The 12,928-nt window shown below is 41.3% G+C and carries 10 protein-coding genes; 6 read left to right on the top strand and 4 right to left on the bottom strand.

Going from position 1 to position 12,928, the window contains the following annotated elements; genetic code table 11:
* Window positions 1–140: 140 nt before the first annotated feature.
* Window positions 141–1,154: a histidine kinase gene (locus P2W71_RS24490; protein WP_276374050.1), complete on the top strand. Its 1,014-nt coding sequence runs from the start codon at window positions 141–143 to the stop codon at window positions 1,152–1,154.
* The gene (locus P2W71_RS24485) at window positions 1,151–1,918 is read left to right on the top strand and encodes a LytTR family DNA-binding domain-containing protein (RefSeq protein WP_276374049.1); all 768 of its coding nucleotides are present in this window, start codon (window positions 1,151–1,153) and stop codon (window positions 1,916–1,918) included. The genes P2W71_RS24490 and P2W71_RS24485 overlap by 4 nt, the downstream gene beginning before the upstream one ends.
* Here P2W71_RS24485 and P2W71_RS24480 read toward each other — a convergent pair.
* The gene (locus tag P2W71_RS24480) at window positions 1,896–2,324 is read right to left on the bottom strand and encodes a response regulator (protein WP_276374048.1); all 429 of its coding nucleotides are present in this window, start codon (window positions 2,322–2,324) and stop codon (window positions 1,896–1,898) included. The two genes, P2W71_RS24485 and P2W71_RS24480, sit on opposite strands and share 23 nt — an antisense overlap.
* Before the next feature lie 137 nt (window positions 2,325–2,461).
* On the opposite strand from P2W71_RS24480, the gene P2W71_RS24475 reads away from it, so the two are divergent.
* From P2W71_RS24475 to P2W71_RS24460, 4 genes are all read left to right on the top strand, one after another.
* On the top strand, window positions 2,462–3,352 hold the full coding sequence (locus P2W71_RS24475; RefSeq protein WP_276374047.1) for a hypothetical protein: 891 nt from the start codon (window positions 2,462–2,464) through the stop codon (window positions 3,350–3,352).
* A gap of 113 nt (window positions 3,353–3,465) precedes the next feature.
* On the top strand, window positions 3,466–6,525 hold the full coding sequence (locus P2W71_RS24470; RefSeq protein WP_276374046.1) for an ATP-binding cassette domain-containing protein: 3,060 nt from the start codon (window positions 3,466–3,468) through the stop codon (window positions 6,523–6,525).
* Window positions 6,526–6,536: 11 nt separating this feature from the next.
* Window positions 6,537–7,304: a YdcF family protein gene (locus tag P2W71_RS24465; protein WP_276374045.1), complete on the top strand. Its 768-nt coding sequence runs from the start codon at window positions 6,537–6,539 to the stop codon at window positions 7,302–7,304.
* Between the two features lie 24 nt (window positions 7,305–7,328).
* A complete protein-coding gene (locus P2W71_RS24460; protein ID WP_276374044.1) occupies window positions 7,329–7,757 on the top strand; it encodes a rhodanese-like domain-containing protein in 429 nt (142 codons plus the stop codon).
* A 231-nt stretch (window positions 7,758–7,988) separates the two neighbouring features.
* Here P2W71_RS24460 and P2W71_RS24455 read toward each other — a convergent pair whose 3' ends face one another.
* The 3 genes from P2W71_RS24455 to gldC all read right to left on the bottom strand — a co-directional run bounded on the left by P2W71_RS24455 (window position 7,989) and on the right by gldC (window position 12,823).
* Window positions 7,989–9,581, bottom strand: a complete 1,593-nt coding sequence (locus tag P2W71_RS24455; protein WP_276374043.1) for a hypothetical protein — start codon at window positions 9,579–9,581, stop codon at window positions 7,989–7,991.
* 17 nt (window positions 9,582–9,598) lie between these two features.
* A complete protein-coding gene (locus P2W71_RS24450; RefSeq protein ID WP_276374042.1) occupies window positions 9,599–12,367 on the bottom strand; it encodes a TonB-dependent receptor in 2,769 nt (922 codons plus the stop codon).
* A 123-nt stretch (window positions 12,368–12,490) separates the two neighbouring features.
* On the bottom strand, window positions 12,491–12,823 hold the full coding sequence (gene gldC, locus P2W71_RS24445) for a gliding motility protein GldC (protein ID WP_276374041.1): 333 nt from the start codon (window positions 12,821–12,823) through the stop codon (window positions 12,491–12,493).
* Window positions 12,824–12,928: the final 105 nt, after the last annotated feature.

Genomic DNA, 12,928 nt, shown 5'->3' with positions numbered 1-12,928 from the left:
TCAAGAAAGTTTAAGCTGAGGCGTACCTATAATGGCTTCTGTATTTGTATTTTTAGAATGGCGTCAATCTTTTTTACAATGATAAATATGCCAGACCTGGGCAAAGATCAAAAGAACAAGGAAATCGAAATCATTTTATCATGTCGATAGGTGAATACTTAAGAAAGCGAGTCCGTATAATTCCTTGGCTGGTGGTTGGCGGCCTAGCCATGACGTTAATTACATGCAGAACTTGTCTTACCTCATTTCATTATTTTTCGTCAGTTTCCGCGCTTACCATCAGCAGTTGGATGTTAATGTGGTTTGGCACTGAATACTTATGCGAATACCTGGATGAACGCATTAAATGGACTACACACCCCGTTCAGCGAGTGATCGTCGGGTTCGTTGTGATTCTGCTGTATACAGTCATTGCAATCTATCTGCTCACAACTACCGCTCAATGGGTTTTTGATATAAATATCGGCTCAGTTACAGAAACGATCTTTATCGGTATAGGCATCACGTTGGTGATAACCGTTTTATTAACCAGCCGTTCGTTTCTGTTCAATTGGCGACAAACAGCAATCGACGCCGAGAAATTTAAACGAGAAAGCACGCTTGCCAAATTTGAAAGTTTGAGAAATCAAGTGAATCCGCATTTTTTATTTAATTCGTTCAATGTACTAACGAACTTGGTTTACGAAGACCAGGACAAAGCTGCTAAGTTTATTAAACAGTTGTCAGATGTTTATCGCTATTTATTAGATATGCGTGACAAAGAAATTGTGACGTTAGCGGAAGAAAAACGATTCTTAGCTTCATATCTTTTCCTTCAGCAGATACGGTTTGGTGATAAACTTAAACTGACGCTAACGTTGGATGGGAGCGAGGGCATGATTCCTCCGCTGGTACTGCAGATGCTTGTTGAAAATGCAATTAAACACAACGAAATTTCCGAGGAGCATCCCCTGAGCATTAACATTTATACAGATGGGAAATTTATAGTAGTGGAAAATGATATCCGGAAAAAAAATATCATTACTGAAAGTTCGCCCGGTGTTGGGTTGGACAACATTTGCAAACGGTATAAATTTCTTACAGACGAAAATGTAGAGATCATTGAAAATGAAAAATTTAAGGTAAAGTTGCCGATCATTGCTACAACAATATGATACAAGGCGTTTTGATCATCGAAGATGAACCTCATGCAGCCCAACGGTTGGTAAAATTGATGGAAGAGCTTGTTCCAGGTGTAAAGATTTTGGGGAAGATTGATTCGGTAAAAAAATCCGTTCAGTGGATCGTAGAGAACCCAACGCCAGACTTAATCTTTATGGACATTCAACTCGCCGATGGGATTAGTTTTCAGATTTTCGACCAATGCGATGTGAAGTGCCCGGTTATTTTCACAACTGCCTACGATGCTTATGCATTAAAAGCCTTTAAGGTCAATAGTATCGATTATATTTTGAAACCAGTTGACAAGGACGATTTGGAAGCCGCGTTTAGAAAGCTAAATTCCCTGACCAGTCAAAGTAACTTCTCTCACCAAATTCTCGCCAGTATTGGTGACGCCGTAAAAACTTTAACCCGTAAACACAAAACACGATTTGTAATAAAGGTTGGAGAGCATCTAAAATCAATAGAAGTATCTGATATTCAGTATTTCTTTAGCCTTGAAAAAACCACGTTTGCGAAAGTAGCAGATGGCCGCAAACACATTCTTGATATCACCCTCGACCAGTTGGAGGATGTGCTTGACCCGCTTCATTTCTTTCGAATCAATAGAAAGTATATTATTTCTCCTGGTGCAATCCAGGATATGATAAGCCACACCAACAGTCGTATCAAATTAGTGCTTAAGGGATCAGACGATGCGGATATTATCGTAGCCCGTGAACGGGTACAGGAATTCAAGGATTGGCTTGACCAGTAAACTCGTTATGGTTAATAAGCTTTTTTAAATCCTCAATATCCGATTGCTTCAGTGGTTTTGTAATAAACTGTATAACGTTTGGATAAGTAAAGGCCTGAGAACGGTCTTTTGCGCTGTTTGAGCTTGTTAGCACAACAATTTTAGTTTTGGACCTGATGGAATCCGGAAGTTCCTTAAAGTTCTTTAGAAAAGAGAATCCATCGACTTCAGGCATGTTCAGATCCAGAAAGATTATGTCTGGTGCCTGATCAATATTTATTGTTTTTAGCCAATTCAGTGCTTCGTCAGCAGATTTGTACAGCAAAAGCTCGTTTGAGAAATCGTAAACTTCCAAAAATCTTCGCTGAATAAATAGATCGATATCACTGTCGTCTATTAATACCGTCTTATCTACTAGTCTTGGCATAACTGTTTCCTCAAAGGAGCGTAATTAAACTTAATAAAAAAGTAATCAAAAGGATAAAAAATCACTTAAAATATAAATGTTGGTTTCAAAGCTTTGAAAAATATGTTAAAATTGAACCTCTAAACCTAAGCATAACCATGAAATTTAAGCACCCCATTTACTTTTTGTTCACTGCCCTCATCGCCATGGGTTTGGCCTCATGCGGGTCGTCCAGTAGCGATAAAGATAAAAACTCATCTGAATTCAAGGAAGCAGAAGAGAGTTTGAAACAACAAATTGAAGAAGTAATTTATAATATTCCCTCTCCTTCTGAAATTCCATACCTACTCGAAGCTACTGGGGCGGAATTTAATGAAAGCTTGTTAAATCCGCGCACAAAAGTCGACCAGTATGCTGCCCGTACCGATAAGGCTGCGCTTAATCTGGGTGTATATGCGGCAGACATCGGTTATCTGAGTTCTTACGATAAGACTCAGGAAGCGATCGATTACTTAAATTCTACTAAAACTTTGGCCGACAACCTGGGCGTTATTGGTTCATTCGATGTAGAAGTGCTTCAAAAGTTTGAGGCAAATATTTCCAACAAAGACTCCCTAACAAAACTGTTAGACAGGACGATCAAAAAAACAGAATCTTATTTAAAGGATGACAATCGTAACAAGCTTTCTGCACTGGTGGTAACAGGCAGTTTTGTTGAAGGGCTTTACATTTCAACCGGTCTGATCAAATCTTACCCTAAAGATCTGTTACCCGATGACAAAAGAAACCTAGTACTTACCCCCCTTATCCGGGTAGTACTGGAACAAAAGAAATCGGTATCCGATCTTTTAAAAATGCTTTCGAACGTAGAGCAAACAGAACCCGTTACTACAATTACGGCTGACTTGAAAGCCCTCGAAGCTGCTTATGCATCTTTGAACATTGAGGAACAAATTAAGAACAATAAGGCTAACATGGTACTCACTGACAAAAACCTTATTGAGATAACAAATATTGTTGAAAGAATGAGAAAGAGCATAACTGATTAACTCGGTATTAATCTTACATGTAAATAAGGGACTGGAAACACCAGTCCCTTATTTTTTTTCGACTAAATATCATCTTTCCAGTATATTTAGCTATTTCGACTTAAACCTTTACAATGAGCGAACAGTTACTCAAGGCCATTCTTCGTTTGTTTGCTGTAGTAGCTAAGGAAGACGATGTAACGCATCAGGAGCGGGATCAGATTAAGGTCTTCTTGGAAGAACATGTGAGTTATTCCGCTGTTGATCACTACCTGAATTTGTTTGACGATTTTACGCGCAACCTTACGCCTAAAACGGGAGATATCACAGATGAAATCACACGTGTAAACGATCTGTGCAAAGAAGTAAATAGTGACCTTACCCAAAAACAGAAAATTGTTATTGTTCTTGAAATCATCAATATCATTCAGGCCGATGGATCGATCTCCACGCGCGAGAAAGAATTGGTAAATACAATTGGTGCCAATTTTAAAATTGCTCCAAACGAGTTGGAAGCCATTACAACTTTCGTTTTAGGAAAGCAATCGATAAAGTTGGACCATCCACAAATTCTTCTTATTGATGCTTCAGCGGCAGGATCGTTTTCAAAATCACAGCATATTCAACGCACCCATCTGAATGGGTTTATTGCTGTATTGTATGTGGAGCAGGCAGAATTCTATTTTATTAAATACCTCGGTGGCTCAGATGTTTATTTAAATGGTGTGCCCGTGAAATCGGGCAAAATAACTGTATTAGCAGTAGGCAGTATGTTGCGTTGGGAAAAAGATGAGCCTGTGTACTATGGCGACATACTTAATCGTTTTAAAAAATTTGGTGAATTCCCAAGGCTGTCTTTCGAAGGAAAAAATCTCAGTTTCAAATTTAAGAATGGAAGACTTGGATTGCGCTCGATCAATCTTTCCGAAGAGTCCGGAAATCTCATTGCCTTAATGGGAGGTAGCGGTGCAGGAAAGTCGACATTATTGCATGTACTGAATGGTTCCGAAAAACCTTCAGAAGGTCAGGTGTTAATTAATGGAATTGATATTCACAAAAATCCGGATAAGATTGAAGGCGTGATTGGCTTTGTACCTCAGGATGACCTGTTGATCGAAGACCTGACTGTTTATCAGAACCTATATTATGCAGCCAAACTTTGCTTTAGCAATTTACCGGAGAAAGAAATAGATGCTCTGGTATTAAAAGTACTCGAGGATTTAGGACTTACGGAAACCAAAGAGCTAAAGGTCGGCTCACCGTTACAAAAAACGATTAGCGGCGGTCAGCGTAAACGTTTAAATATCGGGTTAGAATTATTGCGGGAACCTGCTGTGCTCTTCTGCGACGAGCCAACGAGCGGGCTATCGTCCAGAGACTCAGAAAATATTATTGACTTGCTGAAGGAACTTTCGCTAAAAGGAAAGTTAGTATTCGCTGTTATCCATCAGCCATCATCAGACATTTTCAAGATGTTTGACAAACTTTTGATTTTGGATACCGGCGGGTATCAAATATATTATGGAAACCCGGTGGATGCCATCGTGTATTTCAAGAAAAGTATCAATCTTGTAAACAGTGAGGAGGGAGAATGTCATGATTGTGGCAATGTAAATCCGGAACAAATTTTTAACATCATTGAGACGAAGGTCATCAATGAATATGGATACTTTACCCACGAAAGAAAAATTTCACCTGAACAATGGAACGCTGTTTATAAAAAGAATTACAAACCCTTCTCAGTCGAACAATCCAAAGAAGTTCCGCACTCTACACTCAATATTCCAACGCGTTTAAAACAGGCGCTCCTGTTTGCTATGCGCGACATTAAAGCTAAGATTCACAACCGGCAGTACATGATCATTAACCTACTGGAGGCGCCCGTACTGGCTTTCATCCTAGGTTTTATTGTTAGGTATTATAACGAGAACGATAAGTATGTAGGCGAATACGTGTTTTCAAAAAACTTAAATCTCCCTGCGTATTTATTTATGAGCATTATCGTGGCTCTTTTTATGGGATTAACCGTAAGTGCTGAGGAAATAATCCGCGATAGAAAAATTTTGAAAAGAGAAGCGTTTCTGCATCTAAGCCGGAGTAGTTATATATTTTCTAAAATCTCTATACTTTTTATTTTATCAGCCATCCAAACCTTCACCTTCGTGCTGGTAGGAAACCTGATACTTGAAATTGAGGGAATGTTTTTTCAACACTGGTTTATACTTTTTACAACGGCATGTTTTGCAAACCTCCTCGGACTAAATATATCATCTGCTTTCAATTCGGCTGTCACCATCTACATCCTTATTCCTTTGTTGCTCATTCCGCAACTGATATTGAGTGGAGTCGTTGTGAAATTTGATAAGCTGAATCCACGGATAGGTAATTCAGCAACCGTCCCTTTTGTTGGAGACCTTATGGCGTCGCGATGGGCGTTCGAGGCTGCGATGGTCAGCCAGTTTAAAGACAATGATTATGAACGCCAATTTTATTTGTATGATAAGACAATGGCAAACGCCGATTATAAAAAGGTTTATTTTATTCCTGAGATCGAGACCAAACTTCAGTATTGCATTAATAATTTCCGTTCAGCCGATGAAGCGATTAAACAAAAGGTAGCCCAGGATTTATCGATCATCAAAAATGAACTTTCAAAAGAGTTAGAGGAGACGCAACAAGATTTACCGGCTATCAATAATCTGATTCCTGGTAAGTTCGATTCGACAACCTATAACACCATTTCGGGCTATTTGGAAAGTCTGAAGAAATTTTATGTCAACCGATATAACGCGGCTGACAAAAAGAAAGAAGAGAAGATTTATAATTTAACAGACACGCAGGAAAAAGCAGCTCTCTTCAATCACTACAGGGAAAGATATCACAATGACGCTATCACTGAATTGGTTAAAAACCTTACGGAGACTGACCGAATTCTGGAGAGTGATGGTAAACTAATCCAGAAAATATATCCTATTTACAAAGATCCCGACCCTGAACATGCTATTGACTTCGATGCACAGTTTTACATGCCGGCCAAACATTTCCTTAAATCTGATATTGACACCTTTTACTTCAATACGGGTGTTATTTGGTCGATGACAATTGTGTTGGCGATCACATTGTACCTTGATATATTACGTCGTATTATTGATGGTATTGGAAACTTATCCAATCCCATGAATAGAAGAAAATAATTCAGGTAACAATGTTTTTTGTTCTTTCAAAAACGCTAAATTTTTTAGTGCTTCCACTAACCATGGTAGTGGCATTTTTTCTCCTGTCAGTATTTGTAAAGCGACAACCCTGGAAGAAAAGATTCTATTGGACTGGGTTCATATTGCTTCTCTTTTTTTCAAACGACTATATTTCTAATACGATCATGCGCGCTTGGGAAATAGACGCTAAACCCTTTAGCGAAATGACGCCTCATCAGTTGGGGATCGTGCTAACGGGAACGACACAAAGTTTTATGAAACCTGATGACCGCGTTTATTTTAAACGGGGTGCAGACAGGGTTACACATACGATTCAGCTATACAAACTGGGATTAATTAAAAAAATTCTCATCAGTGGTGGAAGCGGAAGGTTGTTAAAGGATGACGAACCGGAAGCAAATAAATTTAAACGCGTAATGATGATGGCTGGAATACCGGAAATCGATATTCTACTGGAGAACAAAACACGAAATACTTATGAATCGGCGGTGGCGGTAAAAAAAGTAATGGACTCGCTGCAGTTTAAAGTAGGGGACTGTCTATTGATTACGTCGGCCTTTCACATGCGACGTTCACTCGCCTGTTATCACAAGGCAGGGTTGGACATCGAACCCTTTAGTGCGGATTTTTATGGTGTTCCGGAAAAGATATTCATTACTTCTTTTCTGTTGCCAAGCGTTGAAGGTTTTATAATCTGGGAGAAGCTATTGAAGGAATGGACCGGTTTTATTGCATATAAAGTTGCTGGATATATTTAAATTTGATCTTAAAATCACAGCCTCATGGAACAGAAATTAAAATTAATTTATGTGTTTGTCGGGCTCATATTTTGCCTGACGAGCTGTACGACTGGCGGAAAAAATGAAAATGGCGACTCTGCAGATGGTCATACCGTTGTATTGGAACCACAAGATTTTAAATCTAAACTTTCGGCAACCCCAAATGCAGTGCTTATCGATGTTCGTACACCTGAAGAAGTGTCAGAAGGCGTAATTGAAGGCGCTATAAATATTGATTTCAAAGACCCGGGCTTTTCCGATAAAATCAATGCACTCGATAAAGAAAAACCTTATTATGTCTACTGCTTGTCCGGAAAACGCAGCAACGATGCAGTAAAAATTATGGAAGAAAAGGGGTTCAAGAATGTGTACACCCTGAAAGACGGGTTAAACAATTGGACAGAAGCGGGGTTGGAGGTCGTCAAACCATAGCTGCAACTTACGCAACCTCAGAAACTTCATCTGCGCCTTGCTGGATAATCTTATTGGTGACCAAGAATTTTTAGCGGTTCATAAGATGTTTCACCAGATCCCAATAGTGCCAGGAAAATTCTGAGAAAAAATTATTCTAACAAAATCTTGAGTCCGCCTCAAAGTTCCATAACAAAAAAAGCTGCAAGCAAATGCCAGCAGCTTTCAATGAAGTTTAGATATTATTTATAACTAAGGTATTGGCAAAGCCGTCGCCTTGTACTTACTGACGTTCACAGCAGGTACGGACGCTCCAAACTTGGTGTTGATCGCGTCAATAAAAATGTTAGCTAAAAAAGCATATCCTCTGCTATTGGGATGAACACCATCCTCGGAATAAATTCCTGTTGGCGGATTGATGTTTGGTGTAAGGGTAATATTATTCGAAACTGATGCCCTGGCTGTTATAAAATCCAATAAGGCTTTATTCACATCCGCGAGCGCGAGCCTGGTTGCATTCGCATCTGCAACGGCTTTAACCGAGGTATTGAATGCTGTTCGGGCAGCTTCAATCTCGGCAATCTCGGTTGGGATCAAAATGTATTGATCCGCTAGGGGAATCGTTACACCGTTTACTTTATTTGGATCTCCGCCTATAGTTGTGCCCAGAATCGTTCCCGCGCTCAGGGGTAGGATATCAGTGTTTGTCGTCTGACGGGCTTTTGCATAGGGGAGAAGACCTGCATACGGACCAGCCATGTAAGGAGCTAAATCGGTTAACGTTTCATCATTGATCAGAATTGGATTTTGGCCTGCAACATATTCTAATTTTCTCAGGTTCATTTCGCCTTCCGTAATGATGCTGTTCGCGGCCATGGCTTCTAAAAATGCATTGTAATTATTAGCCAGGTTAGTGGTGACGGTTGCTGCAGTGGTAGCATCCAATGGCACTGCATTCCACGTTACGGCTGTAAAGTGAGGCATCGCAAAAATATTAGGGAAATTTCCAACTACTCCTTTTAAATCAGGATTGGATGCGAGGAGGGAGCCGATAGCAGCACCATATTGAAATTCAAATGCTGGCGCTGTGTTTAAGGGTGCCTTGGTGGGATCCGCTCCGAAAGCTGCGTGTAAAAAGAAATCATCCAATCCCGCCCAGAACAAAAAGAAGGTCCCTTCCGCTGCAACGGCGTCGCTGATGATTGTGGAAGTTCCTGGGTTTGATGCAAACCTTGCATAGAAGGGACTAAATCCAGCAGCTGGATTGGGCACTGCCCAGTTGCCCGTCGCGGAGATGAGTGTTTGACCTAACGTTATGGCTGGTACACCAAAATTATTTAAAGCTGTTTTACTTCCGGTGTATATAAAAGCCGGATTTAGTGTTGGGTTTGGAACCGCTTCATAATTTCCAACGGCGTATGCCTGTGGCGTTGGGCGTGGCGACGCACCTTGTAGTAACATCCTCCCGTATACGGGTTTTGTCAAATCCAGCGGTGGTCCCAAGATCGGCTGAGTAATAAACAGATTCCATCCCAACGAAGCATTGATTGACGGTTGATTAAAAGTGCTCGATCCGCCGACACAAGCAAATTGCTTATTCATGATGGCCGGCAGAGAATTGTCCTGGGCTTCATCGAAGAGTGCACCTGCCTGAACGCCGGCCACGAACGAATTCCCTATTGAAATGAATTTCGTGAAGTCGGCCGAGCCCGCGCTTCCGCTACAAGGATCAGGTGAAATGTTTGTGAGATCCGGCTCCCCGGGTACCGTTTCTATAATTTCTTGTTCGCATGCAGTGGCTAATAATATTAAACTTGCTGCCAGTATGTATTGTAGATTTTTCATACGTCTTCCGGTTAGCATTATTTGAAAAATTCGTCAAAAGTAAGCGAGAGATAGTATTGCTGTCCGACAAATGGCCCCCCGAGATTTGTCCGGTAATCTTTACCGAAAAGATTTGTCCCGCCAATTTTTGCAATGGTCTTGATAGAGGGTATGCGATAGCTAAACTGTGCATCAAAGACGCCGAATTCAGGAACAATCCAATCACCAAAATCAGACTGCCATAAAAATTCTTCCTGCCATCGAAAGTTCAGGTTGAAGCCTAAATTTTTTGTGAGCTTCCTGTTGCCGACGCCAACCGTAAATTTGTTTTCCGGGGTATTGAATCCTGCACGGAAGGTGCTACCATCTGATTGCTTTGAGTCGAAGGTTGCATAGTTGTAATTTCCGGTCACAAAATATCCCTTTAAGAAATTGTAGGTTAACCCCAGGCCTATGCCTGTTGAAGTAACATCTTCCGGTGAATTTCGATAAGGAGAGTAAATGGTTCCTGGCGCATATGTAGTACCCTGATGGACGGTTTCATATTTAGCTGCAACGTCATCACCTCCTATAAAATCGGTATAGGATGTATAGTACCCATTCAGGTCAACTATGAAGTTTTGGGAAATAAGTCCTTTATAACCGATTTCGTAAGAGACTAATTGCTCCGGCTTTACATAATCAACATCATCGGTAACCAGCAGACTTGTGTTTCCTCCAGTAGGGGTGCCGTCAGCCGCTAATGTTCCACCTGAAGCTCGATATGCCTCATAAGAAGAACGCGTCCACGCTCCGCCTTTATGAACACCATACCTTGCTGCATTGTCTTCTGAACTCCCTAACAATGTATTTGTTCCGACAGGAAAGAAAATGTATTGCGCCTGTGTATCCGGATTTCTGAACCCGGTCTGAAACGAAGCACGAATGTTATGATTTTGAGCGACGGTATAAACGGCTGAAACACGTGGCGTTATTCTTCCTTCAAAATTTTCGTTTTTGTCATAGCGAATGGATCCGGTCAATTTTAAAACTTCAGCTATTGTTTTTGAGATTTGAGTGTAGACGCCAAACTCGTTGATGTTAATTCGTTCGAAGTCGGTTCCATCATCAGGATCTTCATTGAAGATAGTTCCGTCTGAGAACAGACTATACTGCCTGAAATTTCCTCCGACTTGTATTTCAGCAAACTGAATTTGGTCTGCAAAATTATAATTGAATTCAGCGTGGTAGAGCCTGGAATGATCAATGAATTTTGCTCCAGAAGGATCGCGCTGGAAATATGAGTTACGTACGTCTTCCAGCAAATTATTAAATGCCGTAGTGCCAACCGCTGGTCGGTCCCGATCGGCAAATGCACGCGCGGCTGCATGTGCGGCCTCGTCATTGCCCGCCGGAACACCGGGGACAAAACCTTGTCGAGCTAATATATAAGTCTGCGCATATTCGGGTGCCCATTTAGTTGCCGTCGGACTAATCCGTTCATTTAATACGCCGCCAAGGGCTGCCATATTGTAAGAATCACCCGCATCCGTTGCAGTGATATATCCTCTTACAAAAAAATTGTTTCCCTTTAACTCAAGTTTATGGAACTGCTGAGTGAAATCTCGTAAAGCGTATTTCTGCGATCCCTGATAGACTGAACTTCCTCCTCCAAACCGAAAATTGTACAAGAGTTCTAACTTATCAGTTGGGCGATAATGTAAGGCGACATCACCTTTGATACTGGTAGCATCATAATTGTCGACAATGTCTTCCTCACGCCATCCCGTTCTCCTTAGATCTAAAGCATTGTAGCCGGGAACTGGCAAAGGAACCGGTATTCTTGTTTCATCACCATACAGGTTAACGCCATCAAAGTTCGGCTTGCCAGTTAGGCTGATCGTTGATTCCGGATTATTTACATCGGTAGTATAATCATTGCCACGCCAATCCTCTGCGCTCATGTAAGCGAAGTTGAGTTTGAAAGCAAACTTATTGTTGAACGCTTTTGCATATCGGGCATTAAAGCTATAAAACGGGTAAGATTCTCCCTGGGCGTCAGAGGTCGTTAAACCACCTTTGAATTGTGCACTCAAACCTTGATATTCAAACGGACTTTTACTATTCATTAAAAGAACACCGTTGAAAGCATTTGGGCCATACAACGCAGAGGCTGTACCCGGAAGAAGTTCCATACTCTCGGTGTCTAATTCGCCGATACCAACAATATTCCCTGTTGGGAAATTCAGGAGTGGCGCTTGTGTGTCTATGCCATCCACCATCTGCACGAAGCGTACATTGGCGATGGTAGCAAAACCACGGGTGTTAATTTGCGGAAAGTTCAGACTGCTCGAGGTAAACTGAACGCCCTTCACGTTAGCAAGAGCATCATAAAAATCAGCAGCCGGAGTTTGCCGAATGGTTAGAAGGTCAAGTTTCTCAACAGTGACCGGTGATTTTAAAATACTTTCCTCTACCCTGGAAGCGGAGACTACAACTTCCTGGCCCAGGATGGTCTGTTCTTCTAATTTTATATCAAGGTCGGAGGTATTAGCATTTGTGATTTCTATCTCCTGACTTCGATAACCTACAAACGATAACACCAGTGTCAGGGGAGGAGCGGCGTTTACAGTAAGATTAAATTTGCCGCCGGTATCGGTTATCGTACCCAGCACCCTGCCCTTCACGATGATGTTGACACCCGCTAGTGGGTCGCCGGTTACTCCGTCACTGACCCTGCCGGAAATGGTAGTTTGGGCAAAGACACCGACAACACTGCACAAAATTACCAATCCTGTGCCTATGAAGTTTCCATAAAAGTTTTTCATACAGTCCTGACAAATGATTGAGAAATTGACTCCCCGCTCGCATGAATTTAGTATGCATACCGAGCTTCTTATCAGAAAAGTACAAAAAAAACTGAATAAACAAACGTTTGATAGGCCCTGAGATCAGGGGTTTTGTCCTTTTAGATGATTTACGAGGCGCTCACAAAGGGCATTTATCTCGTTAGACATGAACTCATCCTGGGTGGAGGTAAGGATGCTTTGCGCGATACCCCCAAGGCATTCGACGTGAAAACGCTTCATGTCGTCTACCGGCATGTCCTTTGACCAAAGATCAATTCTAAGGGTGTTTTTTTGGGTATGATCCCACAAGGAAACGCTGATAGATTTTGTTTCTGTTAAGCCTGGTTCCGGTTTACCTGTCGCTTCCCAAAAAATTTTTTCGGGAATGTTATTATCATCCAGCTCTACAGTAAAATTAATGGTTGATTTTTTCATGGCGGCAAGTTAATACGCACTCAATCCATCTCTTTTGTTTTTAGGATTTTTTTTGGATCGACGTTATAGTTGCCTCGGGGAGCCGTGTGGACCTGCATAATTGCC

The sequence above is a fragment of the Chryseolinea sp. H1M3-3 genome (assembly GCF_029360725.1).
GTDB lineage: Bacteria > Bacteroidota > Bacteroidia > Cytophagales > Cyclobacteriaceae > Chryseolinea.
Note: the sequence above shows the minus strand (reverse complement) of the source record. Positions and strands in the feature narration are given on the sequence as shown.

Coding starts and splice junctions, on each gene's coding strand:
- P2W71_RS24490 (WP_276374050.1), top strand. CDS start 141: ATGTCGATAGGTGAATACTTAAGAAAGCGAGTCCGTATAATTCCTTGG.
- P2W71_RS24450 (WP_276374042.1), bottom strand. CDS start 12,367: ATGAAAAACTTTTATGGAAACTTCATAGGCACAGGATTGGTAATTTTG.
- P2W71_RS24485 (WP_276374049.1), top strand. CDS start 1,151: ATGATACAAGGCGTTTTGATCATCGAAGATGAACCTCATGCAGCCCAA.
- P2W71_RS24465 (WP_276374045.1), top strand. CDS start 6,537: ATGTTTTTTGTTCTTTCAAAAACGCTAAATTTTTTAGTGCTTCCACTA.
- P2W71_RS24480 (WP_276374048.1), bottom strand. CDS start 2,324: ATGCCAAGACTAGTAGATAAGACGGTATTAATAGACGACAGTGATATC.
- P2W71_RS24460 (WP_276374044.1), top strand. CDS start 7,329: ATGGAACAGAAATTAAAATTAATTTATGTGTTTGTCGGGCTCATATTT.
- P2W71_RS24475 (WP_276374047.1), top strand. CDS start 2,462: ATGAAATTTAAGCACCCCATTTACTTTTTGTTCACTGCCCTCATCGCC.
- P2W71_RS24470 (WP_276374046.1), top strand. CDS start 3,466: ATGAGCGAACAGTTACTCAAGGCCATTCTTCGTTTGTTTGCTGTAGTA.
- P2W71_RS24455 (WP_276374043.1), bottom strand. CDS start 9,581: ATGAAAAATCTACAATACATACTGGCAGCAAGTTTAATATTATTAGCC.
- gldC (WP_276374041.1), bottom strand. CDS start 12,823: ATGAAAAAATCAACCATTAATTTTACTGTAGAGCTGGATGATAATAAC.